Annotated in this window: 27 protein-coding genes; 17 read left to right on the forward strand and 10 right to left on the reverse strand. The window is 58.4% G+C overall.

Translation table 11 applies throughout. The annotated features are described in order from the left end of the window. Nucleotides 1-58: 58 nt before the first annotated feature. The 13 genes from J1G33_RS02590 to recX all read left to right on the forward strand — a co-directional run bounded on the left by J1G33_RS02590 (nucleotide 59) and on the right by recX (nucleotide 11,247). A complete protein-coding gene (locus tag J1G33_RS02590; protein WP_223017651.1) occupies nucleotides 59-3,883 on the forward strand; it encodes a phage tail protein in 3,825 nt (1,274 codons plus the stop codon). Nucleotides 3,884-3,911: 28 nt separating this feature from the next. Next, a complete protein-coding gene (locus J1G33_RS02595) occupies nucleotides 3,912-4,181 on the forward strand; it encodes a hypothetical protein (protein ID WP_146097855.1) in 270 nt (89 codons plus the stop codon). Next, complete coding sequence (locus J1G33_RS02600) at nucleotides 4,181-4,891, forward strand: hypothetical protein (RefSeq protein WP_146097856.1); 711 nt, start codon at nucleotides 4,181-4,183, stop codon at nucleotides 4,889-4,891. The genes J1G33_RS02595 and J1G33_RS02600 overlap by 1 nt, the downstream gene beginning before the upstream one ends. A gap of 66 nt (nucleotides 4,892-4,957) precedes the next feature. After that, nucleotides 4,958-5,989 (forward strand): pyocin knob domain-containing protein, encoded by a 1,032-nt coding sequence (locus J1G33_RS02605; RefSeq protein WP_146097857.1) that lies wholly within the window; start codon nucleotides 4,958-4,960, stop codon nucleotides 5,987-5,989. 2 nt (nucleotides 5,990-5,991) lie between these two features. Beyond that, nucleotides 5,992-6,318, forward strand: a complete 327-nt coding sequence (locus J1G33_RS02610) for a hypothetical protein (RefSeq protein ID WP_223017652.1) — start codon at nucleotides 5,992-5,994, stop codon at nucleotides 6,316-6,318. Between the two features lie 70 nt (nucleotides 6,319-6,388). Next, nucleotides 6,389-7,483 (forward strand): hypothetical protein, encoded by a 1,095-nt coding sequence (locus J1G33_RS02615; protein WP_005785442.1) that lies wholly within the window; start codon nucleotides 6,389-6,391, stop codon nucleotides 7,481-7,483. Further along, on the forward strand, nucleotides 7,480-7,833 hold the full coding sequence (locus tag J1G33_RS02620) for a hypothetical protein (RefSeq protein ID WP_103733424.1): 354 nt from the start codon (nucleotides 7,480-7,482) through the stop codon (nucleotides 7,831-7,833). Before J1G33_RS02615 ends, J1G33_RS02620 begins: the two co-directional genes overlap by 4 nt. Continuing rightward, on the forward strand, nucleotides 7,826-8,017 hold the full coding sequence (locus J1G33_RS02625) for a hypothetical protein (RefSeq protein WP_103733425.1): 192 nt from the start codon (nucleotides 7,826-7,828) through the stop codon (nucleotides 8,015-8,017). The genes J1G33_RS02620 and J1G33_RS02625 overlap by 8 nt, the downstream gene beginning before the upstream one ends. Continuing rightward, complete coding sequence (locus J1G33_RS02630; protein WP_223017653.1) at nucleotides 8,014-8,565, forward strand: glycoside hydrolase family 19 protein; 552 nt, start codon at nucleotides 8,014-8,016, stop codon at nucleotides 8,563-8,565. Before J1G33_RS02625 ends, J1G33_RS02630 begins: the two co-directional genes overlap by 4 nt. Then, complete coding sequence (locus J1G33_RS02635) at nucleotides 8,553-9,047, forward strand: lysis system i-spanin subunit Rz (protein ID WP_223017654.1); 495 nt, start codon at nucleotides 8,553-8,555, stop codon at nucleotides 9,045-9,047. The genes J1G33_RS02630 and J1G33_RS02635 overlap by 13 nt, the downstream gene beginning before the upstream one ends. 81 nt (nucleotides 9,048-9,128) lie before the next feature. Beyond that, nucleotides 9,129-9,629: a CinA family protein gene (locus J1G33_RS02640; RefSeq protein ID WP_223017655.1), complete on the forward strand. Its 501-nt coding sequence runs from the start codon at nucleotides 9,129-9,131 to the stop codon at nucleotides 9,627-9,629. Nucleotides 9,630-9,712: 83 nt separating this feature from the next. Continuing rightward, the gene (gene recA / locus J1G33_RS02645; RefSeq protein WP_005785454.1) at nucleotides 9,713-10,771 is read left to right on the forward strand and encodes a recombinase RecA; all 1,059 of its coding nucleotides are present in this window, start codon (nucleotides 9,713-9,715) and stop codon (nucleotides 10,769-10,771) included. 8 nt (nucleotides 10,772-10,779) lie between these two features. Beyond that, entirely contained in the window at nucleotides 10,780-11,247 is a 468-nt protein-coding gene (recX, locus tag J1G33_RS02650) for a recombination regulator RecX (protein ID WP_103733428.1), read from the forward strand. 62 nt (nucleotides 11,248-11,309) lie between these two features. Here recX and J1G33_RS02655 read toward each other — a convergent pair whose 3' ends face one another. Then, nucleotides 11,310-12,422 carry a TIGR00730 family Rossman fold protein gene (locus J1G33_RS02655; RefSeq protein ID WP_032877501.1) on the reverse strand — a complete coding sequence of 371 codons (1,113 nt, stop codon included), beginning with the start codon at nucleotides 12,420-12,422 and terminating at the stop codon, nucleotides 11,310-11,312. A gap of 293 nt (nucleotides 12,423-12,715) precedes the next feature. Continuing rightward, nucleotides 12,716-13,156, reverse strand: coding sequence for a PA3611 family quorum-sensing-regulated virulence factor (locus tag J1G33_RS02660; RefSeq protein ID WP_103733429.1), 441 nt, complete (start codon nucleotides 13,154-13,156; stop codon nucleotides 12,716-12,718). Nucleotides 13,157-13,334: 178 nt separating this feature from the next. Between J1G33_RS02660 and J1G33_RS02665 the strand changes: the two genes are divergently transcribed. From J1G33_RS02665 to J1G33_RS02675, 3 genes are all read left to right on the forward strand, one after another. Then, nucleotides 13,335-14,054, forward strand: a complete 720-nt coding sequence (locus J1G33_RS02665) for a tRNA-uridine aminocarboxypropyltransferase (RefSeq protein WP_032877499.1) — start codon at nucleotides 13,335-13,337, stop codon at nucleotides 14,052-14,054. A 251-nt stretch (nucleotides 14,055-14,305) separates the two neighbouring features. Next, nucleotides 14,306-14,956 (forward strand): response regulator transcription factor ErdR, encoded by a 651-nt coding sequence (gene erdR, locus J1G33_RS02670; RefSeq protein WP_032877498.1) that lies wholly within the window; start codon nucleotides 14,306-14,308, stop codon nucleotides 14,954-14,956. Between the two features lie 75 nt (nucleotides 14,957-15,031). Further along, complete coding sequence (locus tag J1G33_RS02675) at nucleotides 15,032-15,394, forward strand: diacylglycerol kinase (protein ID WP_003189051.1); 363 nt, start codon at nucleotides 15,032-15,034, stop codon at nucleotides 15,392-15,394. A gap of 3 nt (nucleotides 15,395-15,397) precedes the next feature. Here J1G33_RS02675 and J1G33_RS02680 read toward each other — a convergent pair whose 3' ends face one another. After that, the gene (locus J1G33_RS02680; protein WP_010212678.1) at nucleotides 15,398-16,324 is read right to left on the reverse strand and encodes a LysR family transcriptional regulator; all 927 of its coding nucleotides are present in this window, start codon (nucleotides 16,322-16,324) and stop codon (nucleotides 15,398-15,400) included. 125 nt (nucleotides 16,325-16,449) lie between these two features. Here J1G33_RS02680 and fpr point away from each other — a divergent pair, with 125 nt between their 5' ends. Beyond that, the gene (fpr, locus tag J1G33_RS02685; RefSeq protein ID WP_003189055.1) at nucleotides 16,450-17,229 is read left to right on the forward strand and encodes a ferredoxin-NADP reductase; all 780 of its coding nucleotides are present in this window, start codon (nucleotides 16,450-16,452) and stop codon (nucleotides 17,227-17,229) included. A 128-nt stretch (nucleotides 17,230-17,357) separates the two neighbouring features. Here the strand turns inward: fpr and tsaA are convergent, their stop codons facing one another. The 7 genes from tsaA to J1G33_RS02720 all read right to left on the reverse strand — a co-directional run bounded on the left by tsaA (nucleotide 17,358) and on the right by J1G33_RS02720 (nucleotide 22,129). Then, on the reverse strand, nucleotides 17,358-18,053 hold the full coding sequence (gene tsaA, locus J1G33_RS02690) for a tRNA (N6-threonylcarbamoyladenosine(37)-N6)-methyltransferase TrmO (protein WP_103733430.1): 696 nt from the start codon (nucleotides 18,051-18,053) through the stop codon (nucleotides 17,358-17,360). 3 nt (nucleotides 18,054-18,056) lie between these two features. After that, nucleotides 18,057-18,518, reverse strand: coding sequence for a DUF1456 family protein (locus tag J1G33_RS02695; protein WP_005785469.1), 462 nt, complete (start codon nucleotides 18,516-18,518; stop codon nucleotides 18,057-18,059). A gap of 68 nt (nucleotides 18,519-18,586) precedes the next feature. Continuing rightward, nucleotides 18,587-19,297: an rRNA pseudouridine synthase gene (locus J1G33_RS02700; protein WP_005785471.1), complete on the reverse strand. Its 711-nt coding sequence runs from the start codon at nucleotides 19,295-19,297 to the stop codon at nucleotides 18,587-18,589. A gap of 71 nt (nucleotides 19,298-19,368) precedes the next feature. Beyond that, complete coding sequence (locus tag J1G33_RS02705) at nucleotides 19,369-19,842, reverse strand: GNAT family N-acetyltransferase (protein ID WP_032877496.1); 474 nt, start codon at nucleotides 19,840-19,842, stop codon at nucleotides 19,369-19,371. Between the two features lie 109 nt (nucleotides 19,843-19,951). Beyond that, on the reverse strand, nucleotides 19,952-21,280 hold the full coding sequence (rimO, locus tag J1G33_RS02710) for a 30S ribosomal protein S12 methylthiotransferase RimO (RefSeq protein ID WP_169855583.1): 1,329 nt from the start codon (nucleotides 21,278-21,280) through the stop codon (nucleotides 19,952-19,954). Between the two features lie 193 nt (nucleotides 21,281-21,473). Further along, on the reverse strand, nucleotides 21,474-21,809 hold the full coding sequence (locus tag J1G33_RS02715; protein ID WP_032877495.1) for an addiction module antidote protein: 336 nt from the start codon (nucleotides 21,807-21,809) through the stop codon (nucleotides 21,474-21,476). Further along, a complete protein-coding gene (locus J1G33_RS02720) occupies nucleotides 21,806-22,129 on the reverse strand; it encodes a type II toxin-antitoxin system RelE/ParE family toxin (RefSeq protein WP_032877494.1) in 324 nt (107 codons plus the stop codon). The genes J1G33_RS02715 and J1G33_RS02720 overlap by 4 nt, the downstream gene beginning before the upstream one ends. Nucleotides 22,130-22,422: the final 293 nt, after the last annotated feature.

A 22,422-nucleotide genomic window follows, 5' to 3' on the forward strand; every position in this document is an offset into this window, starting at 1 on the left:
GTTCCTGCTCTTCAACCAGCCCGCCGAGTGCGGGCTTTATTTCGCCTGAAGGAAAGCCATGACTGACCTCACTCTCGCTGGCAGCAAAGGCGGCGCGTCCAAGCCCCGTCCCTCCGTGGAGGCGCCAGACAGCCTGCAAAGTACGGCCTATGCCCGTATCCTCGATCTCGTCAGCGAAGGCGAGATTGTCGGTTTGAAAAACGATAAGCGCTCGGTGTTTCTCGACGAGACCCCGCTGGCCAACGCCGATGGCAGCCTCAACTTCAGTGGCGTGACCCTCGACACCCGCAATGGCAGCCAGGACCAGTCACATATCCCTGGCTTCCCGGCAGTGGAAAACGAAAGCCCGGTGTCCATCGAGCTGCGCAGCGATCAGCCCTGGACCAAGTCCTACTCCAACCTGCAATTGTCGGCAGTGCGGATACGCCTGGCGGTTACGCGGCTGTCGCAGACCAACACCAGCAACGGCGACACCAACGGTTATACCGTGCAGTACGCCATTGACCTGTCTACCGACGGCGGTGCGTTTACAGAGGTGCTGGCCGCCGCGTTCAGCGGTAAAACCACCACCAAGTACGAACGTTCCCACCGCGTTGAATTGCCCCCTGCCAAAGTGGGCTGGGCCCTGCGCGTGCGGCGGATCACACCGAACTCCACCAGTGGCGCGATTGCCGATACCACTACCGTCGAGTCTTCCACTGAGGTGATTGATGCCAAGCTGCGCTACCCGGGCTCGGCGTTGATCGGCCTGCAATTCGATGCCGCGCAATTCCAGTCGATCCCCTCGCGCTCTTTCGAACTGCGTGGGCGAATCATCAAGGTGCCGAGTAACTACGACCCGCAAACCCGTGTTTACAGCGGCGTGTGGGACGGCACGTTCAAATCCGCCTGGACCGACAATCCGGCATGGATTTACTACGATCTGCTGTTGCACCAACGCTATGGCCTGGGCCACCTGCTCAACGCCGGCCAAGTGGACAAATGGGAGCTGTACCGCATCGGCCAGTACTGCGACCAGCCGGTGTCCGACGGCAAGGGCGGCACCGAACCGCGCTTCACCTGCAACCTGTACCTGTCGGTGCGCGCCGACGCCTTGAAGGTGCTGCAAGACCTGGCGACCACCTTCCGTGGCATGTCCTACTGGGGCGCGGGTTCGGTGATGGCGGTGGCGGATATGCCGGAGGACCCGGTCTACACCTACTCCAACGCCAACGTCATCGGCGGCCAATTCATCTACGGCGGCTCGGCGAAAAAGACCCGCTACACCGTCGCCCTGGTCAGCTGGAATGACCCGACGGATTTCTATCGCCAGAAGGTGCAGTACGTCGACGACGCCGAAGGCATCGCGCGCTACGGCATCCAGCAAACCGAAATCAGTGCCACCGGTTGTACCTCCCAGGCGCAAGCCCAGCGCATCGGCAAATGGGCGTTGCTGACCAACCGCCTGGAAACCGAAAGCGTGACCTTCTCGGTCGGCCTGGACGGCACCCTGGCGCGGCCCGGCCAGATCATCCGCGTGGCCGACAACGACCGCGCCGGCCGCCGCATTGGCGGGCGCCTGCGTGCTGCCACACTCGACACCCTGACCCTGGATGCCGAAGTCACCGCCACTGCTGGCGACACCATCACCCTGGTGATGCCCAACGGCAAGGCGGTGTCCCGAGCGGTCAAATCCGTCAGCGCCGCAGGTGCGGATGAACAGTTGGTAGTGCTGCAAACCAAGCTCGACGAACTCCCGCCGGCCCAATCGATCTGGGCCATCGACTCCGCGACCCTGGCTTTGCAACAGTTTCGCGTACTGTCGATTTCCGAAGACTTTTCGGATGACGAAATCAAATACAGCCTCAGCGCGGTCAAGCACGTACCGAGCAAATTTGCCGCCATCGACAACGGCGCCAAAATCGACAGCCCGCCGATCACCGTGATCCCGCCGAGCGTGCAAGCAGCACCTACCGGGGTAACGGTCAGTAATGACCATTTCGTCGAGCAAGGCAGCGCGGTCAATGTCATGACCATCGAGTGGCAGCGGGCGGCCAATGCCATTGCCTATGAGGCTTACTGGCGCAAGAACGACGGTGAGTGGGTCTACGCTGGCCGCACGGGCGGCAGTTCTATCGAGGTGTCCGGCATTTATGCCGGGCGTTATGTGGCCAAGGTGCGGGCGATCAACGCGCTGGATATCGGCTCCCTGTATAGCGAGTCTGTAGAGACTGTACTTAACGGCAAGACCACACTGCCGCCGACCGTGGCCGCGCTGACGACGGAGTCGTTGGTGTTTGCGATCAAGGTCAAATGGCAGATTCCGCAGGGTGTAAGCACCGCGGATTTGCAACGCACGGAGATCTGGTACGGGAAAACCGCTGATTTGGCGATGGCAACCAAGTTGGGGGATTACGCCTATCCGCAGACCGATTTGACCATGATGGGGCTGGCGGCGGGGACATCGTTGTTTTTCTGGGCACGGTTGGTGGATCGCACGGGCAATATCGGGCCGTGGTTTCCAAGCGGGTCGGGCGTCAACGGGCAAGCGAGTTCGGATGCGTCGCCGATTCTGGATCTGATCGCAGGGCAAATCAGCGAGACGGAACTGGGCAAGCACTTGCTCGACCGTATCGAGTTGATTGATGGATCTGGCTCGGGTTCGGTCAACGACCGATTGGACAATACCCGTAAAGAACTGCAAGCACTGGTTGATCAAGTCACGGATGCGTTGCTGTACGACGCGGCCAGGGCATATGCCAGTGGCGAGTTTGTACGCCAGGAGAGTCATCTTTACCAGGCTATCCAGGCAGTACCGGCTAACAGCCCACCGCCTAACGCGGCTTATTGGCTGGACATTGGCTCCCTGGTGCAAACCAGCAATGCACTGGCGTTGCAGATCCAGCAGAACAAAACGGCGATTGAGACGGTGGACGGCAAGGTCACCAGTACTGCCCAGAAAACCGACGGGGTGTATGCCCAGGTCAACCCGAAGATGGCAGGTGACGAGCAAACCTCATTCGCGGGCGATGACGTTTCCATGGCTGGCACTTGGTCGGTGATGTCGGCGATTGCCGAGGGTGATATTGCCCAGGCGATGAAGACGGATGCGTTGGAGGTGAGGGTCAATCAGAACCGAGCCAGTATTACCACCGTAGACAGCGCTTCTGCTTCCCGGGATGAAGCCCTTGCCCAGCGGGTTACGCGGCTGGATGCAAGGGTCAGTCAGAACCAGGCCAGTATCACCAACGTAGACAGCGCTTCTGCCTCCCGAGATGAAGCCCTTGGCCAGCGGGTTACGCAGCTGGATGCAAAGGTCAATAACAACTCGGCATCGATCGATACGCGACTGACGACCTTGGCCACTGCGGATAAAACGCTGGCCCAAAGCATTGAAACGGTACAGACCAAAGTTAACCAACAGTCAGTGAGTATCCAGACCAATGCCTCGGCGATTGCGGATACCAATGGGAAGTTGGCGGCGAATTGGTCAGTGCGGATGCAAGTTGCTGCGGGTGGTGGTTATAAGTTCGCCGGTATTGGGTTGGGCATCGAGAATGGTCCAGGTGGGTTGCAAAGTCAGTTTCTGATTTCGGCGGATCAGTTTGCGATTTATAACGAAAATACCCCGGGTAAGCCGACAACGCCCTTCGCAGTCAGGGGGACTGAGACGTTTATCGATAGTGCATTCATTCAGAACGGCACGATCACTAACGCCAAAATTGGTCAGGTTATTCAGTCCAATGATTATCAGCCGGGTGTCCGTGGTTGGAAGCTTGACAAGGCGGGGGGGTTGGAACTTAACGGGGTAGGGGGCGGTGGCCGGATGACCATCAGCAATCAATTGGTTCAAGTGTTTGATGCTAACCAGGTATTGCGTGTTCGATTCGGGATCTGGGGTTAATCACCAACCCATCAACAGGAGAGAGGCTATGGCAGCAGGATTTCAAGCGTTCAATGCACAGGGCGGAGTGCTGGTCGATGTAAATACTCGGCTTGCCCGGGTCATTGGCAGAATAAGCAGCGGCACGGGAGCAGGTTCGTTGGTGGTCGATGCATTTGCCCAAGGTCGTCCTTGGTATATGGTCACACTTGAGGCCGGCATCAATGTTACTGATGGGCCCCAATGCCGTATTTCGCAGAACACCTTGATGTGGAGTGCCTCTGTCAATCCAGGGCTTATTACGTACGGTATTTCATGATGGCTATTGGCTTTCAAGTTTTAAACGATGACCGTAGTGTCCTCCTTGATCAAAACTTTAAAACCTACGGTTTTGTGAGTAAGACAACTCAGGTGAGTACTGCCACCAGCAGTAACCCGGCGTGGGGGCAGTACTTGGATGTCTGGATACCGGATGCCGAGGAAATTGTGGCTGTACGCGCCCAGAATGAAGCTCACTCAGTGTGCCTGGCGAATGTATCGCGCAGTGGCGGCGGTTACATCCAGCGTTACGTCACGGATGGTTCAACGATCGTCAACTTGGATGTATATCGTTTCCGGCCGGGCGTGTCTGCGGGAGGTGCCTTTGGCATGCAGATATTCAATGACCATGGCGAGTTGGTGTATGACGCGACGACGCCTCAGTTAATTGTAAGAGACGTATTGGTCGGAACGGATAATTTTGAGGCGGTGGTCGGCGATCATAATTATGAAGCAGGCAAGAAATATGCAGTTGTGTTTGGAGGCCGATGTGGGCGAAGTTGGCGCACCACGCAATTTACAGGTGGCGGTGGGAACTTTAGGATTAATGAGTATGCGAGCACCAACTTCTTCACTCACGGCCCAGGTAAAATAAATTTCAAGGTCAAATATTATTATTATTTTGGTTATACCAAGCAGCATCAGGTGAAAGAGTTTAATTATCGAGCTGAAGCCTACAGCTACCTCGTAGTAGACGTAAGCGGGATATGACTACGAGAGATAACAAGATAAGGATATTGCTGAGCTTGAAATGGATTTTCAATTTGGAGGTGAAGGATGTCACGACAAGAAATTGATCTCGGTACGCGCCCCAGCGGCGTAGGGGGTGATACTCCGCGTAGCGCTAACTTTAAAATCAACGCAATGACTCAAGAGCTATATAGCCGGATGGATGCACTTGGCTCGGCGGCTTCCGGCATATTGACGACAAGCGCCGATGACCATACTCCAGGCCGAGTCGTTCGCGTGGGCGACTTCGGCGTGGGTGCCTACAATCCCCTCCCGGAAGCAGACCTTGATGGTGTGCGCAAAGCGGGCACCTATTATTCAATATCCGGCTTGCATACCCCCACAGGCCAAAACGGTTGGTTGACCGTCAATGAGGCCGGCGCCGGCTATACCATGCAAGAGTACTTCGTCGTCAACGACGCTTCGAGGTGGGTTCGTGTGGAGGTTGTGGGTGTTTGGCAACCCTGGCAAAAAGTCCTCACCGACGGCCCGGGCCTGGCTTCCACCCAGCAACGGCTGGGTCTCAAGTCGCGTGCCTTCCAGGCCGATGGTGAGCGCCTGCTGGGGCAGAACACTACGGAGGCGGGGAGGGCCAGTGGTTCGCTGGTTTCCTCGCTGACCATCCACACCACCATCCCCTATACCGAGAGCGAGTCGCCGTTGATTCGTTGTGTGGGCTGCATAAACGGTTACACGTCGCCGTTTACGCTCGACCTGTCCTGGTACTACTACCAGGGCGCGTTCAGTTCCGGCGTTGCGCTGTTGAATGCAGCATCCCCGGCCATCGGCAGCGTGCAAAGCGGATCCGCTTTGAAAGTCAGCGTGTACCGCCGTCCAGAGACCGGCCTGATGTCGATTTACATCGGTTTTCCCGGCGTGGTCTACCTGCCCCGGTTTGCGATGTACTCAATTCAGACTGGCACCCTTGAAGTGCCTGCCGCCTTTGCATCGAACTGGATCACAGAAGCGGACATCGCACCGCCTACCAGCGGCATGAACATGGGCGCGCTGAATGTCATCACCACTCTGAACACGGCCAACTGCGCAAAACAGGCTGATGGCTCGATAAAGGCGATTTGAAAATGAGAGCAGTCATTGAACTAAGCGGGGCCGAGGGCGCCTGCACGGTTGTGCCGTTCAGCAATCAAAAAGTCACCTCCAAGCGAAAGGCTCAAGGTGTCTATGAAGTGCGCGGTACGTTGGGTCTTATCCCGCTGGCGCCTGAAGGAAGTGGGTGGGGCTACAGCATGGGAGTGGGTGAGAAAGAGGTTTCGGCAGTTGTCACGTACTCCCGAAAAATCATGACCGTTAAATTGCAAAAAGATGGGCAACCCCACGAGTTGGTGGGGGCCGTCTCTTTGCATTGTGAAATCGCTGATTCGGCTCCGGTGGTCGTGCCAGTTTTTTGAATAGTTGACTGGCGTTTCCGGTGCCCGCCTTTGTGCGGGCTTTTTATTGAAATGACTATGGAGAGTCCACATGGCACGACAGGAAATCAATATTGGTGCGGCACCCACTGGCGTCGGCGGTGACACACCGCGCAGCGCCAGTATCAAGATCAACGCAATGACCCAGGAGCTGTTCGCCCGCCAGGCTCAGTTGGGCACTGCAGCCACTCAAAACGTGGTGAGCGGCAGCGACGACTTCACCCCAGGGCGGGTGTCAATGATGGGTCATGCGGGCTGGGGTGCCGAGCCCATTTCGAAACAGCCCACCGACGATGCCAACGAACTGCCGCGTGTCAGTGGGTTGTTTCAGTTTGGTAATGGGGGCGCCAACCTCCCCAATCCTTATGTGCAGATCCTGCAGATTGCCAACTCGGGTGGCTATATCTGGCAAACCGCGAAAGCCATGCTGGATGAGTCGGTTTTCACCCGTGGTCGACGGGCTGATGGCCAGTGGACGCCGTGGCGCGCCGAAATCAATACCTCGGTTTTCGCTCTGGGGACTGCGCCAGGCGCGACGCCGGGAGAATTGATGGGGCTATCGGCGGCGCAAACCGCTTCGCCCAACAAAGCCAATACCGGCCTGTACAGCTACTACCTGCACCCCGACGGTGTGCCGGGCTTTGGTGCGATCAGTGTGCTGTCCCAGGCGTGGGGCCATGACCCGCAATGGCGTGCGCAGTTGTCGATGGCGGTATCGGGGGACGGTATTCACTTCCGCCAGTTCAGTGTCAACCCAGGCGCGGCTGCGCCCAACTGGCGCAGCATTCTTCATAACGGCAACGCGATTTCCGGGGTACTCAACGCTGGCCCTTCGGGTGCCCTGCCGATTAATTCGGGGCTCATCGAGCGCGGTGGTTCGCTTGATAATTGGTACTTCCGCTTTGCCGGCGGTTTGCAAATCTGTCAGCAGCGCTTCACCGGCTACACCGCTGGTGTCACGCGCAACGTTGCATGGCTGGCGGCTTTCGCGGATACGCCTGTGGCGGTGTTCCCCAACATTTACCCGTCGATTGACTGGGACATGTCGGCCAGGTGCTACGGCAATAGTGGTTCCTACTTTTTTATGTCTGACCGGACGCTGAACAATATCGTGACAGTGACGGCAATCGGGAGATGGCACGCATGATTATTCACCATGTTCCTTTTCGGCCTCTTGGCACCGCGACTCCCACGACAGCCTTTGTCGAAGGTGAAATATTGATCCTGAATGACCAGAGGATTGACCTTTCGCTGATCCCTGACGGGATGACCCTGCCGATGTCCGCCATCGGGCATGAATTGTTCGCAGGGCCCGTCAGCCGTCGTAATGGCGAGATCGAATTGACCTTGAAGCTGGCCGTCAACGCGGATGCGCCAGCTTACATGTGGCAGAACGGCAGGCTCCAGGTATCGGCCGGGCCGGTTCCCTTTCCGGTCGAGCCGATTGATCTGCCCACTCACTTAGCCAAACCCGCGGAGGACTTGAGCGATGTTTGATTTGTCGAAACTTGAAAAAAACCAGACGCCCCAAGACCTCCAGGCACAGGCGGACTCGCGTGAGGCCCTCGCTTATCTGGCGTCTACCGACTGGTACAGTTTGCGGTTTCTTGAAGAGAACACGCCCGTACCCGCAGAGATTCTGGCGGCCAGGGCGGTGGCCCGTGGCAAGGTCATCCCATGACGCTCGCGCAACTTCAGCAAGTCTTCCCACGCGCCCGCTCTCTAGCGGGCGTTTTCATATCCTCACTCAACTTGGTAATGCTGAATCGGCAAATCAACACTCCCCAACGCGCCGCAGCCTTCCTCGCTCAAATCGGTCACGAGTCCGGTGAGCTGCACTACGTGCGCGAGCTGGGCAGTGATCAATACCTGAGCAAATACGACACCGGCGTCTTGGCGGCGCGCCTGGGCAACACCCCCGAAGCGGACGCAGATGGACAAAAGTATCGTGGCAGAGGGCTGATCCAGATAACCGGCCGTCGTAATTACCTTGCGTGCAGCCAGGCACTGTTCGGCGATGATCGCCTGCTGCTCCAGCCGCAACTGCTGGAACAACCGCAATGGGCCTGCGAATCCGCCGCCTGGTTCTGGCAAAGCAACGGCCTCAACGAGCTCGCCGACAAAGACCAGTTCACCACCATCACCCGGCGCATCAACGGTGGGCTCAACGGTCTGGACGACCGTTTGCAGTTGTGGGCGCGGGCGAAGGCGGTGCTATGCGTTTCCTAGGTGCGTTTCGCTTGGTGGGTGTGTGCCTGCTCATGGCGCTTGTTTGGCAGGTGCAGGCGTGGCGATACAGGGCGCAGTTGGAGCTGCAATCGGTGGTCCACGCGCAAGCGCTCAGCCAACAAAGCCAGGCAATCCTTCGCCAGCAACAGGCCGAACAGACCAAGCGCCTGGCCCTTGAACAACAGCTCTCGACTAGCGACCACCAACACATTCAGGAATTGAACGATGCCCAGCGTAACCAAGCGGCTCTGCGCGATCGCCTGGCCACTGCTGATGTGCGGCGGTCAGTCCTTCTCGACAGCGCCGCCACTGGCTGTACAGTGCCTGCCTCCACCACCGCCGGCAGCCTGGTTCATGCAGCCCCGCGAGCCCGACTTGACCCGGCGCATGCTCAGCGAATTATCCGCATCACCGACGACGGCGACAGCGCCCTGATCGCCTTGCGCGCTTGCCAGGCCTATGTGCAGGCCGTCGCGCGTTAGCCTCTTGATGCACTCTGTATCTTGCATGGCCGATAGGCTCCTGTAGGGTAGGCGAACCCCCGCCCACTCCTGGAGACGACCGTGAAGGAAATCACTCAACTGGCTGCTGAACTGGGTCGCCGTTTGCAGGTGCTCAGTGCCCACGTCACCACTGCCGAGTCCTGTACCGGCGGCGGCATTGCCGAAGCCATCACGCGGATCCCGGGCAGTTCGGCCTGGTTCGAGGCGGGCTATGTCACCTATTCCAATCGCCAGAAGACCCGGCAGTTGAACGTGCCGGAAAAACTCTTCTCCAAAGTAGGCGCCGTCAGCCAGGAAGTGGTGGAGGCGATGGTCCGCGGCGCGCAGGAAAAAAGCCTGGCGCGGTTTGCCGTGGCGGTCAGCGGTGTGGCCGGCCCCGATGGCGGCTCGCCAGACAAGCCGGTGGGCACCGTTTGGCTGGCCTTTGCAGTGGGCGATGAGGTGACAGCCGAGCTTGCGCACTTCCCCGGCAACCGCGACGAGGTGCGCCGACAAACGGTAAAAGCCGCACTGGAGGGCTTGTTGCGACGAGCTGCAGCAGAAATCGAGAATCAGGGGTAGGCGATCACCGATCTTTGTGGAACAATACTGTCTACTTATACAGGTGTTGGCCGTCAGGCCTTATTGATTACGTGAGGACTTTAATGGACGACAACAAGAAGAAAGCCTTGGCTGCGGCCCTGGGTCAGATCGAACGTCAATTCGGCAAGGGTGCCGTAATGCGTATGGGCGATCACGACCGTCAGGCGATCCCGGCTATTTCCACTGGCTCTCTGGGTCTGGACATCGCGCTCGGCATTGGCGGCCTGCCAAAAGGCCGTATCGTTGAAATCTACGGTCCTGAATCTTCCGGTAAAACCACCCTGACCCTGTCGGTGATTGCCCAGGCGCAAAAGATGGGCGCCACCTGCGCGTTCGTCGACGCCGAGCACGCCCTGGATCCTGAGTACGCCGGCAAGCTGGGCGTCAACGTCGATGACCTGCTGGTTTCCCAGCCGGACACCGGCGAGCAAGCCCTGGAAATCACCGACATGCTGGTGCGCTCCAACGCCATTGACGTGATCGTGGTCGACTCCGTGGCTGCTCTGGTACCCAAGGCTGAAATCGAAGGCGAAATGGGCGACATGCACGTGGGCCTGCAAGCCCGCCTGATGTCCCAGGCGCTGCGTAAAATCACCGGTAACATCAAGAACGCCAACTGCCTGGTGATCTTCATCAACCAGATCCGCATGAAGATCGGCGTGATGTTCGGCAGCCCGGAAACCACCACCGGTGGTAACGCGCTGAAGTTCTACGCTTCGGTCCGTCTGGATATCCGCCGTACTGGCGCGGTGAAGGAAGGTGACGAGGTTGTCGGTAGCGAAACTCGCGTCAAGGTTGTGAAGAACAAAGTGGCCCCGCCATTCCGTCAGGCTGAGTTCCAGATTCTCTACGGCAAGGGTATCTACCTGAACGGCGAGATGATCGACCTGGGTGTACTGCACGGTTTCGTCGAAAAGTCCGGTGCCTGGTATGCCTACAACGGCAGCAAGATCGGTCAGGGCAAGGCCAACTCGGCCAAGTTCCTGGCGGACAACCCGGATATCGCTGCCACGCTTGAGAAGCAGATTCGCGACAAGCTGCTGACCCCGGCGCCGGACGTGAAAGCTGCCGCTAACCGCGAGCCGGTTGACGAGATGGAAGAAGCCGACACTGACATCTGAAGCAAACGATGACCGTTGTACTGGATACACTCGTTGCCGTTCGGCGCACTGCAATGGACCTGCTCGCTCGCCGCGAGCATGGCCGAGTCGAGCTGACGCGTAAATTGCGTCAGCGCGGCGCAGAGCCTGAGATGATCGAAACAGCCCTCGACCGTTTGACAGAAGAAGGGCTGTTGTCGGAAGCCCGTTACCTTGAAAGTTTTGTGTCCTACCGAGCGCGCTCCGGTTACGGCCCTGCGCGGATTCGTGAAGAGCTGAGCCAGCGTGGTCTGCAACGTGCCGATATCGACCTTGCCCTGCGTGAGTGCGGTATCAACTGGCAGTCGCAGTTGGAAGACACTTGGCGCCGCAAGTTTGCGGGGCACCTTCCGATTGACGTCAGGGAGCGTGCGAAGCAAGGGCGCTTTCTGAGCTATCGCGGGTTTTCGATGGACATGATCAGCCGCTTGTTGAGCGGCCGCGATATGGACGACTGAACGCCCCAAAACGAAAAGGCCCACTATGAAAATAGTGGGCCTTTTTTTTCGCCTGCAAAAAACTACGCCGGCAGTGACGTCACACGTTGCTGCGTCTTGCCTTGGGCCTGTGCCCAGTTTTCCGGCAGGTTGATGTAATCCACCAATTCACGCAGTCGCCCCTGGTCGCGGCCATTGAAGTTGAACATCAGGCGGGTCAAGTGACTGAACCTTGGTTCGTCATGGTCTTCGCCTGTATAGGCGAGCTGTTGAAACTCGCCACTGAGCCGCAGGCTGGCAAACTCTTGCTGCAAATGGGCCAGAGCACGCTCACTGAGAGGATGGTTCATGCGCACCACAAACTCGCGTTTCAACCAACGGGTGGAGTGGAAGTTGGCATAGAACTGGTTGATTTCATCCACTGCTTCTTCGGCGCTGTAGACCAGGCGTATCAGCTTGAGGTCAGTAGGCAGAATGTAGCGGTTGGCTTCCAACTGGCTGCGGATAAAGTCCAGGGCACCTTGCCAGAACCCACCGCCCGGCGCATCCAGCAACACTACTGGCACCAGCGGGCTCTTGCCAGTCTGGATCAGGGTCAGTACTTCCAAAGCCTCGTCCAGGGTGCCGAAACCGCCTGGGCACAACACCAGCGCATCGGCTTCCTTGACGAAGAACAGCTTGCGGGTAAAGAAGAAGTGGAATGACAGCAGGTTTTCGGTGCCATCGATGGTGGGGTTGGCGTGCTGTTCAAAGGGTAGCGTGATATTGAACCCCAGGCTGTGCGCCAGGCCCGCGCCTTCGTGGGCTGCCGCCATGATGCCGCCGCCACCGCCGGTGATCACCATCAGGTCGGAGCGCGCCAATGCTGCACCCACCTCTCGTGCCAGTGCATACAGTGGGCTTTCCACAGGTGTACGTGCCGAGCCGAACACCGTCACCTTGCGCCGGTCCTTGAATTGTTCGAGTACGCGAAATGCATGGTCCAATTCACGAATGGCGCGCAGGGTGATCTTGGCATTCCAGCGATCCCGGTCGTCCTGGGCCATGCGCAGAACGGTAAGGATCATGTCGCGATAAAGGGGGATATTCGGGCTGTTGGGGGCGATCAACTGGATTTGCGCGTCGACCTGCTGCGTGAGGTCGGTCCCGTTTTCTTCAAAATGACGAAGCAACTGATCATTGGATTCATAAGGCATTCAACTTCTCCTTCTTTACAGGGCCTGGATAGTCGACGAGAGCGTCGTCGGGGCCACGACACTGCATGTGTCGTTGCATGCCACAGGAGGGCAGGCCGCGTATGCCCTGAAAGTGTTACAGAACAGCATTGAAGTAGCTGTGGGCGGGCGTATGGGATGGCTTGATCATGGGCCGAAAAACCCTTGGCTGGCAACCGCTTATTGGTTACTCATCGCGTAGTTTAGTCGTTGGCAGGAGCTGGAGCGGGGGAGTGCGCGCCGCTGGACAGCAGCGCGCGACGGTCAAATCGTGCTTACTTTTTCTTCTTCGCCGCAGCCGGTGCCGGGCAATCCGCTTCAACGAACTTGACCGATGCCACAGGGCGGTTGCTTTTGTTCTCGGTGATTTCATAGCGCATCACTGCGCCCTTGGCCATCAGCTCGCGGTAGCCTGGGTTGGTGCAGACGCTGCGGCCGAGCTGGAAATACACAGCCTTGGGGTTGGCACGCATCTGTTCGGCACGATCAGGCTGAACGCTGAGGTGATCAATCAGCTGCATACCTTCAACGGTGTAGGCCACTTCCAGGGTCTTTTCATCAATTTCCCGGGGCAGGTCCTTGTTGCTTTCGGCCGCGACGCTTTGCAGTTTCCTGTTCATTTGAGCCTCCAGCAGCGAGGCCGCGTGGGCGCCCATAGGCAAGACCAACGCTATGGCGAGGGATGGGGCAACAAGGCGCAGCATGGAACGCAGCATGAAACTCTCCTGATTCGGTTACTGGTGCATAGACCAGCCACTGCGCTGTGCGTTCAGTGGCGCGCAATTATAGGTGAGCCCTTGCCACTACAGCCAGGCGTATCGCTGGTAAACTGCGGGACTTCTGCTTTTCACGAGTTTCTTCCGTGCCGATTCCCTTTTCTTCGCCGCGTGCCCGATGAGCCACGCCGTTTCCCGTTTGCGTGCTCAGCGTCTGGCGCGTGCCGTCAGGCCGTTTCTTAATCGTGGTTCCCGAGCTGAGCGTTGCCCCGGCTGTCGGGTAATTCCCGAGTACTGCTTATGTGCCTGGCGGCCCCAGGTACAAGCCAAGTCGGCCATGTGCCTGTTGATGCATGACGTTGAGCCGATGAAACCCAGCAACACGGGTTGGCTGATCGCTGATGTCATACACGACACCACTGCATTCGCATGGTCGCGCACCGAAGTCGACCCCGATTTGCTCAGATTGTTGGCCGATCCGCAGTGGCAGCCATATATTGTCTTCCCCGGTGAATTCGTGGCACCAGAACGGGTGGTCAGTGAAGTGCGCATGGAGGAGGGCAAGCGCCCGCTGTTTATCTTGCTGGACGGCACCTGGAGCGAAGCGCGCAAGATGTTTCGCAAAAGCCCCTACTTGGAGCACTTGCCGGTACTGAGCCTGGCGCCAGAGCAGTTGTCACGCTACAAACTGCGGCGTTCCAAGCGTGATGACCATTTCTGCACCGCCGAGGTGGCGGCACTTTGTCTGGAGTTGGCCGAAGACGTGGCCGCCAGCGAAGTGTTGGATGCCTATCTCGATGTATTCAGCACCCATTACCTGGCTGCCAAGTTCCAAATGCCGCTGGACCCGATGGACGCTGTGCATACTCGCCTTGCACCCTACATCCCGGCGGTATAACCAGACGACGTTTGCATGATGGCACCGTAAACCTGCAACCCGCTAAAATGCCCGCGGGCGTAGTGCTTGACCCTCCAGGCTACGCTGGTCATGCTGGGCGCCGATTGGGGCGCAACCGTGAATGCCTGACGTCGTTTCAAGTGCTTTTGACGTTGAGCAGGCCCTGTGGCGATAGCTGCCAGGCCGTCGCCTTGTGTATTGGTGAGCCCTGAACCATCAGGGCTGCCATAAAAAACAGGATCATTTAACCAATGGCCACATACGAAATCCTGATAGCCGATGACCATCCGCTGTTTCGCAGCGCTCTGCATCAGGCAGTCACCCTGGGGCTTGGCCCTGATGTTCGCCTGGTCGAAGTGGCCAGCATCGCCGAACTGGAAGCTCGCCTCACCGAAAAATCCGACTGGGACCTGGTGCTGCTTGACCTGAACATGCCCGGTGCCTACGGCTTTTCCGGGCTGGTGCTGCTGCGCGGGCAATACCCGCAGATCCCCGTGGTGATGGTCTCGGCCCAGGAGGAAGCCGACGTGGTGGTGCGCTCCAAGGAGTTTGGCGCCAGTGGCTTCATTCCCAAGTCCAGCGCGATGGAAGATATCCAGAAAGCCGTGCGCGCGGTATTGGACGGCGATGTGTCCTGGCCGCCCCAGGCGTTTGAACAAATCAACGTGTCCGACGAAGCCAAGGCCGCCCGTGATGGCCTGGCCAGTCTCACACCCCAGCAGTTTCGGGTGCTGACCATGGTCTGCGAGGGTTTGCTGAACAAGCAGATTGCCTACGAATTGAGCGTGTCGGAAGCGACCATCAAGGCCCATGTAACGGCGATTTTCCGTAAGCTGGGAGTGCGTACCCGGACCCAGGCGGCGTTGCTCTTGCAACAACTTGAGTCAATCTCGCAACATTAAGTTACAGCCGCTTCACGCTTTTTTGACTTTGCGTGATCTAGCTTCCCCACTTCTTTGGTTCAGTTGCCTACATCTATGTCGCCTTTCAAGGGTCAAACCGGTATCAAACGTATCTTCAATGCAGGGGGCTATTCCCTGGATGGTCTGCGCGCAGCTTTCACCGGCGAGGCGGCGTTCCGTCAGTTGGTGTTGTTGAACGTCATCCTGATCCCTTTGAGCTTTTTCCTGCAGGTCAGCCGGGTCGAGCGGGCACTGCTGATTGCGGTGTGCCTGCTGGCGCTGATTGTCGAATTACTCAACTCTGCGGTAGAAGCGGCCATTGACCGTATTTCCCTGGACCGCCATCCGCTGTCGAAGAACGCCAAGGACATGGGCAGCGCCGCGCAATTTGTGGCACTGACCATGATCACCCTGGTGTGGGCGGTGATCCTGATCTAACGATCAGGCAATACTCGGCAGTACGATCTCGTCGCTGCGCTGCACCCCGGCGGTGAAAGCGCGGCACAGTTCGAGAAACTCGCGCATCGCCGAGGTCTGGTATTTCTGCTTATGCCAGATGAAGTAGAACTGCCGGGCCAGGTCCAGATCCGGGGTTTCCACCGGTACCAGGCTGCCGCGGCGGAACGCGTCGCGCAGCGCCAGCCGCGAAATGCAGCCGATCCCCAACCCCGACTCCACTGCCCGCTTGATCGCCTCGGTGTGTTCCAGTTCCAGACGGATATTCAGCGCGCTGCGATGATGGCGCATGGCCTGGTCAAACGTCAGGCGCGTGCCCGAGCCTTGTTCGCGCAGGATCCACGCCTCGTGGGTCAACTCATCCATGCTGGCCACGCCACGTTTGGCCAGATGATGCTGGGGCGCACAAAACACCACGAGCTCGTCTTCTACCCAGGTTTGCACCTCGATGTCCGGATGGCTGCAGTCACCTTCGATTAGACCCAGGTCAATTTCGTAGTGCGCTACCTGATGCACGATATGTGCAGTGTTCTGCACATGGAGTTTCACCTGGCTTTCGGGATGCTGCTGCATAAAGCTGCCAATCAGCAGCGTCGCCAAGTAATTGCCGATAGTCAGGGTCGCGCCGACCGCCAAGGAGCCGAAGCCGGACTTGCCGTTGAGCAGGTCCTCGATCTCTTTGGCCTGGTCCAGCAGTGCAACCGCCTGGGGCAATAGCTGGTGACCGAGGGCGTTGAGACTCAGGCGTTTGCCGGCGCGGTCGAACAATTGGCAGCTGGATTGACGCTCCAGCTCGGTAATCGACGTGCTGGCGGCGGATTGAGATAAGGCCAGAAGGCCAGCAGCGCGCGAGACGCTTTCCTGCTGGGCGACGGCGACGAAAACTTGCAGTTGACGGAGAGTAAATCGCATATCGATATAACCGATAACCCTTATCTTAATAATCCAGTTAACAGATATTGTCGCCGCCATTAGAATGCTGTGCAATTGCGCATCCTTACCTTTGGCGCAGACCCATTTCCAGGAGTCCCCCGTACATGAGCAACATGAACCACGAGCGTGTCCTCAGTGTTCATCACTGGAACGACACTCTGTTCAGCTTCAAGTGCACCCGCGATCCGGGCCTGCGCTTCGAGAACGGTCAGTTCGTGATGATCGGCCTGCAACAGCCCAACGGCCGCCCGCTCATGCGCGCTTACTCGATTGCCAGCCCGAACTGGGAAGAGCATCTGGAATTCTTCAGCATCAAGGTGCCGGATGGCCCGCTGACTTCCCAATTGCAGCACTTGAAGGAAGGCGACGAGATCATCATCAGCAAAAAACCGACGGGCACCCTGGTGCTTGACGATTTGAAGCCGGGCAAACACCTGTACCTGCTCAGCACCGGCACTGGCCTCGCGCCGTTCATGAGCGTGATCCAGGACCCGGAGACCTACGAGCGTTTCGAAAAAGTCATCCTGTGCCACGGCGTGCGCTACGTCAACGAAGTCGCCTACCGCGAATTCATCACCGAGCACCTGCCGCAGAACGAATTCTTCGGCGAGGCCCTGCGTGACAAGTTGATCTACTACCCGACCGTGACCCGCGAGCCGTTCGAAAACGAAGGCCGCCTGACCGACCTGATGCGCAGTGGCAAGCTGTTCAGCGACATCGGCCTGCCACCGATCAACCCCGAAGACGACCGCGCCATGCTGTGCGGCAGCCCAAGCATGTTGGATGAGACCAGCGAAGTGCTGAACAGCTTCGGCCTGAAGGTTTCGCCACGGATGCGTGAGCCGGGCGATTACCTGATCGAGCGTGCGTTCGTCGAGAAGTAATACAGCGTCAGTAAGCAGATCAAAATGTGGGAGGGGGCTTGCCCCCGATGGCGGAGTGTCAGTCACTGCATCTGGTGACTGACCCACTGCTATCGGGAGCAAGCCCCCTCCCACATTCGGTCTCCGGTTTATCCGGCGGGAACCACTTCCAGCACACAAATCATCCCGGGTTCCGGGTAGTGCCAGCGCACATCCACATCCCAGAATTGCGCACCGTATTCCCGTTCCGACGTAGGAACCTGATACGCCGGCCGCGGATCCTGCGCCAAACACTGCTCAATCAGTTCCACCAACGGCTCGCCGAGGCGTTGAGCGTGGCCTTGCGCCTGTTGCAGCGCCGTCTTCAGCCACTGCACCGCAATCAGTTGCGGCGCGCTGCTGGCAATGGTGTTGGTAGCGCTGTCGACAATGTCGGCATAGGGCACATATGGCTTGATATCCAGCACCGGCGTGCCATCGAGCAAGTCGATCCCGGAAATCCACAGTCGCCCCGGTTCCACCTTGTCCAGCTTGACCACCGATTGGCCAATGCCATTAGGTCGGTGGGTGGCACGGGTGGCAAACACGCCCATGGACGTATTGCCGCCCAGGCGTGGCGGGCGCACTTTCAGGCGTGGCTTGTCTTCCAGGGCCTGATGAAACAGGAACAGCAACCACACATGGCTGACCTGTTCCAGCCCCTGCACCGCCTCGCCCTGGTCGAACGGCGCCACCAACTCCAGCACGCCACGGGCAGCCGGTGCCAGTTGCGGTTGGCGCGGGATGGCGAACTTCTCCTTGAAGCAGGAGCGTACGAAACCGACGGGCGAGACCTGGTAACTCATGGCTTAGGCACGGACCCGCAAGGTCAGGCCCTTGAGGAAGTTACGCAGCAACTGATCACCACAGGTGCGGTAGTTGGTATGGCCGAACTTGCGGAACAGCGCGCTCAGCTCTGGCTTGGACACCGGGAACTCCGCTGCCTTGAGGATGGCATGCATGTCGTCTTCCTTCAGTTCGAAGGCCACGCGCAGCTTTTTCAGGATGATGTTGTTGGTCACCGGCGTTTCGATCGGCTGCGGTGGACGGCTTTCGTCCTTGCCGCGCTTGAAGATGACCAGGCCATCGAGGAAGTGAGCCATGACTTCATCCGGGCAGAACACGAAGCCTTCTTCCTCATCTTTCTTGAGGTAGGTCAGCAGGTCTTCCTTGGTCACGTCCATGCCGCCGAGCTTGATGATCTCGACCATCTTGTTGTCGCTGATGTCGAGCATGTAGCGCACGCTGCGCAGTACGTCGTTGTGAATCATGGTGAGCAATCCTGCTATTGAACTGATGACGCCGCCCAATCAGGCGGTGTCGTGAAAAGGGGAACGGCTTAGAACTTCTCTTTGCCGGACAGGTAGCGCCATTGGCCCACTGGCACCTTGCCAATGGACACGCCGCCGATGCGGATACGGCGGATGGCGATGACTTTCAGGCCAACAGCTTCGCAGAACAGCGCGATAACGCCGGGTTGCGGGTTTTTCATCGCAAAGCGCAGGCGGTTTTCGTTCTGCCAGCTGGCTTTCACAGCGGGCAGTTCCTTACCTTTGTAGGTCAGGCCGTGGTTCAGGCGGTTGAGGCCGTGGGCAACCATGTCGCCTTCGACTTCTACTACGTATTCCTGCTCGATCTTGGCGGCGTCGGCGGTCAACTTGCGCAGAATCTTCCAGTCCTGGGTGAACACCAGCAAGCCGCTGGCCTTGGCTTGCAAGTCGGCGCTGGCGGTCAGGCGCAGGAAATGCCCCTTGAGCGGGCGCTTGCTGAAGCGGTGTTCTTCAGACAAGGTCTCGGCGCTGATCGTGGCCATGGCGGTTTCAGCGTCCATGCCTGCCGGCGCGTGCAACAGAATGGTCACCGGCTCTGGTGGGGTGGCTTTGGCCTCTGGGTCCAGCTCGACTTTTTCGGTTGTGACCTTGAACTGCGGCTCGTCGATCACTTCGCCGTCCACCGAGACCCAGCCGCCTTCGATAAACAGCTCAGCCTCCCGACGGGAGCAACCGACCAGTTCGATAAGGCGTTTGGAGAGGCGTATAGGGTCAGTCATGACAAGGGCCGTAACAAAAGGGGGCGGCTATTGTACCTGCCTGGCGCCGGTTAATCCCGAGCCCATTTCATTTAGCCCTGGCGCGCCTGTTGTTGCAGCTGGCGCAAACGCATATGCAGCAACGGGTAAGGCTGCCCAAGGCCATCATGCTCCGTGCGTCCGATCACCTCGAAGCCCTGCTTGAGGTAAAAGCCCAGCGCCTGGGGGTTCTGCTCGTTGACGTCCAGTTCCTCGGCGTTCAGGTGTTCGGTGGCATAGCCCAGCAATTGCCGGCCCAGGCCCTGGCCACGGTGTTGCGGGTCGATAAACAGCATTTCCACCTTGCCGGCCACCACCCCGGCGAACCCGGTGATGCGCTGGCGCGAGTCCTTGGTGCAGATCAGCATCACCGCATCCAGGTAGCGGGTCAGCACCAGGTTTTTCAACCGGTCGATATAGCTGTCCGGCAGGAAGTCGTGGGTGGCGCGTACTGAGGCTTCCCAGATCTGCGCCAGGCGCGGGTAGTCGCTGGATTTAGGCGTATAGATGACCGAATGCTGTCGCATGACCGCTGCCTCTTGGCGTTATTTGCGCTGATGAGCAAAACGATAGACCTAAAAAAGCCCCGCATCTTGTCAGAGGCGGGGCTTTTTCAAAATATTACGCAAACACGCTTCAGTCGCGCTTTTCAGCCCACAAGTCGTACTCGTCGGCGTCGGTCACGGTGCACCAGACCTTGTCGCCCGGCTTCAAGCCGCTGGCATCGTCAATAAACACGTTGCCGTCGATTTCCGGTGCATCGAAGAAGCAGCGGCCAACGGCGCCTTGCTCGTCGACTTCGTCGATCAGCACTTCGATTTCCTTGCCGATGCGCAGTTGCAGACGCGCCGAGCTGATCGCCTGCTGGTGCGCCATGAAGCGCTCCCAACGATCTTGCTTGACGTCGTCCGGCACCACGGCCAGGTCCAGCAGGTTGGCCGGAGCGCCTTCCACTGGCGAGTACTGGAAGCAGCCGACGCGGTCCAGCTGCGCTTCGGTCAGCCAGTCGAGCAGGTACTGGAAGTCTTCTTCGGTCTCGCCGGGGAAGCCGACGATGAAAGTGGAACGGATGATCAGCTCCGGGCAGATCTCGCGCCAGTTCTTGATACGCGCCAGGGTCTTGTCTTCGAACGCCGGGCGCTTCATTGCCTTGAGCACTTTCGGGCTGGCGTGCTGGAATGGGATGTCCAGGTACGGCAGGATCTTGCCGGCGGCCATCAACGGGATCAGCTCGTCCACGTGCGGGTACGGGTAAACGTAGTGCAGGCGCACCCACACGCCCAGGCTGCTGAGGGCTTCGCAGAGTTCGGTCATGCGGGTTTTCACCGGCGCGCCGTTCCAGAAGCCAGTGCGGTATTTCACGTCGACGCCGTAGGCGCTGGTGTCCTGGGAGATCACCAGCAGCTCCTTGACGCCGGATTTGACCAGGCGCTGGGCCTCGTCAAGCACATCACCCACCGGGCGGCTCACCAGTTTGCCGCGCATCGACGGGATGATGCAGAAGCTGCAGCTGTGGTTGCAGCCCTCGGATATCTTCAGGTACGCGTAGTGGCGTGGGGTCAGTTTGATGCCTTGAGGCGGCACCAGGTCGATCAGCGGGTTGTGATCCTGGCGTGGCGGCACCACTTCGTGCACGGCGTTGACCACCTGCTCGTACTGCTGCGGGCCGGTCACCGCCAGCACACTCGGGTGCACGTTACGGATATTGCCTTCTTCCACGCCCATGCAGCCGGTCACGATGACCTTGCCGTTTTCCTTGATGGCTTCGCCGATCACTTCCAAAGACTCGGCCTTGGCCGAATCAATGAAGCCGCAGGTGTTGACCACCACCACATCGGCGTCCTGGTAAGTGGACACGACGTCATAGCCTTCCATACGCAGTTGCGTGAGGATGCGCTCGGAGTCGACCAGAGCCTTCGGGCAACCCAGGGAAACAAAGCCAACCTTGGGGTTGGCTTTTGCGATGGTGGTGGACATGTCTAACCTCGGTATTGAATGACGCGGCCGGTCGTGCACGACAAGGCAACGGATGGGCGCTTGGTGCGCCTCTGATCAAAAAGTGCGCAATTCTATCGGCGGGCAGCGCACTTGACCAGCTTTATGCAGGGAAATGCGACGAGTGCTGCGCTGGATAATTCGCAGAGTGCTTACAACGCTTTCAAGCGCGTACGTCTTGTTCTGTACGGTGCGAGACGACTTTAGACATGCCCACACCTAATGCCTGAAGTACTTTCAGGAGGGTGGAGAGCTTTGGATCGCCGCCCACAGCGATGGACCTGTAGAGATTAGCCCTATTGAGCCCTGTGTTTTGCGACAAGCTAAGCATTCCGCCACGGGCTTCCGCGACTCGGCGGACAGCAACAAGGAAGGCGTCCTCACCACCCGCTTCATCGATTTCCTCAAGAGCTACAGAGAGATACTCGAGAGCAAACGCCTCGTCGTCTTGGAGCATTTCAAGAACGCTATCTTCATGAGAGCGAGTCCGACTGGTCATTTTTGCTGCCCCTTATAAGACGTCCAGAGAGCCTTGGCCTGATTGATGTCGTTTTGCTGTCTGGCCTTTGAGCCTCCGCCTAGCAGAAACACAATTTTTCGATCCTGGATTGCGTAATAGACGCGAAATCCAGGCCCGAAGTCGAGCTTCATCTCAAAGACTCCATCACCTACTGGCTCGGTAACGCCAAAGTGACCCAACGAAGCGCGGTCCACTCTGGCAGTGATTCTTGCTTTTGAACGTGTGTCTTGCACGGTGTCTAGCCAAGCTTGGTAGATATCCACGCCATTGACTGACAGCACATGTTTCACTTCGTACATGAGCAATGTACCTTAAAAGAGACAGGGCGATGATTGAGTTTTTATATGGACTGAAGGTGGCATGCCGGATCGTAATTTATTGATCGGCCAAGCTGATTAAGTAGTTTCTGAGGCAACCCTGCTGAGCCCGGCCAACATATACGGTTGGCCGCGATGTCATCAATGCAGGCAAAAAGGCGCCAAAATGCCGCCTCAGTCATTGCTGACTACATAAAGCGACGTCTCAGCTACTGGAACAGCGAAATGCGACGAGTGCTGCGCTATGCTTCGCGCCGTTGCGCACGGGTAATGCC

Origin of the sequence: Pseudomonas sp. P867, from assembly GCF_019891455.1 — a bacterium.
GTDB lineage: Bacteria > Pseudomonadota > Gammaproteobacteria > Pseudomonadales > Pseudomonadaceae > Aquipseudomonas > Aquipseudomonas synxantha_A.

Coding starts and splice junctions, on each gene's coding strand:
- J1G33_RS02590 (WP_223017651.1), top strand. CDS start 59: ATGACTGACCTCACTCTCGCTGGCAGCAAAGGCGGCGCGTCCAAGCCC.
- J1G33_RS02595 (WP_146097855.1), top strand. CDS start 3,912: ATGGCAGCAGGATTTCAAGCGTTCAATGCACAGGGCGGAGTGCTGGTC.
- J1G33_RS02600 (WP_146097856.1), top strand. CDS start 4,181: ATGGCTATTGGCTTTCAAGTTTTAAACGATGACCGTAGTGTCCTCCTT.
- J1G33_RS02605 (WP_146097857.1), top strand. CDS start 4,958: ATGTCACGACAAGAAATTGATCTCGGTACGCGCCCCAGCGGCGTAGGG.
- J1G33_RS02610 (WP_223017652.1), top strand. CDS start 5,992: ATGAGAGCAGTCATTGAACTAAGCGGGGCCGAGGGCGCCTGCACGGTT.
- J1G33_RS02615 (WP_005785442.1), top strand. CDS start 6,389: ATGGCACGACAGGAAATCAATATTGGTGCGGCACCCACTGGCGTCGGC.
- J1G33_RS02620 (WP_103733424.1), top strand. CDS start 7,480: ATGATTATTCACCATGTTCCTTTTCGGCCTCTTGGCACCGCGACTCCC.
- J1G33_RS02625 (WP_103733425.1), top strand. CDS start 7,826: ATGTTTGATTTGTCGAAACTTGAAAAAAACCAGACGCCCCAAGACCTC.
- J1G33_RS02630 (WP_223017653.1), top strand. CDS start 8,014: ATGACGCTCGCGCAACTTCAGCAAGTCTTCCCACGCGCCCGCTCTCTA.
- J1G33_RS02635 (WP_223017654.1), top strand. CDS start 8,553: ATGCGTTTCCTAGGTGCGTTTCGCTTGGTGGGTGTGTGCCTGCTCATG.
- recA (WP_005785454.1), top strand. CDS start 9,713: ATGGACGACAACAAGAAGAAAGCCTTGGCTGCGGCCCTGGGTCAGATC.
- recX (WP_103733428.1), top strand. CDS start 10,780: ATGACCGTTGTACTGGATACACTCGTTGCCGTTCGGCGCACTGCAATG.
- J1G33_RS02655 (WP_032877501.1), bottom strand. CDS start 12,422: ATGCCTTATGAATCCAATGATCAGTTGCTTCGTCATTTTGAAGAAAAC.
- J1G33_RS02660 (WP_103733429.1), bottom strand. CDS start 13,156: ATGCTGCGTTCCATGCTGCGCCTTGTTGCCCCATCCCTCGCCATAGCG.
- J1G33_RS02665 (WP_032877499.1), top strand. CDS start 13,335: ATGAGCCACGCCGTTTCCCGTTTGCGTGCTCAGCGTCTGGCGCGTGCC.
- erdR (WP_032877498.1), top strand. CDS start 14,306: ATGGCCACATACGAAATCCTGATAGCCGATGACCATCCGCTGTTTCGC.
- J1G33_RS02675 (WP_003189051.1), top strand. CDS start 15,032: ATGTCGCCTTTCAAGGGTCAAACCGGTATCAAACGTATCTTCAATGCA.
- J1G33_RS02680 (WP_010212678.1), bottom strand. CDS start 16,324: ATGCGATTTACTCTCCGTCAACTGCAAGTTTTCGTCGCCGTCGCCCAG.
- fpr (WP_003189055.1), top strand. CDS start 16,450: ATGAGCAACATGAACCACGAGCGTGTCCTCAGTGTTCATCACTGGAAC.
- tsaA (WP_103733430.1), bottom strand. CDS start 18,053: ATGAGTTACCAGGTCTCGCCCGTCGGTTTCGTACGCTCCTGCTTCAAG.
- J1G33_RS02695 (WP_005785469.1), bottom strand. CDS start 18,518: ATGATTCACAACGACGTACTGCGCAGCGTGCGCTACATGCTCGACATC.
- J1G33_RS02700 (WP_005785471.1), bottom strand. CDS start 19,297: ATGACTGACCCTATACGCCTCTCCAAACGCCTTATCGAACTGGTCGGT.
- J1G33_RS02705 (WP_032877496.1), bottom strand. CDS start 19,842: ATGCGACAGCATTCGGTCATCTATACGCCTAAATCCAGCGACTACCCG.
- J1G33_RS02715 (WP_032877495.1), bottom strand. CDS start 21,809: ATGACCAGTCGGACTCGCTCTCATGAAGATAGCGTTCTTGAAATGCTC.
- J1G33_RS02720 (WP_032877494.1), bottom strand. CDS start 22,129: ATGTACGAAGTGAAACATGTGCTGTCAGTCAATGGCGTGGATATCTAC.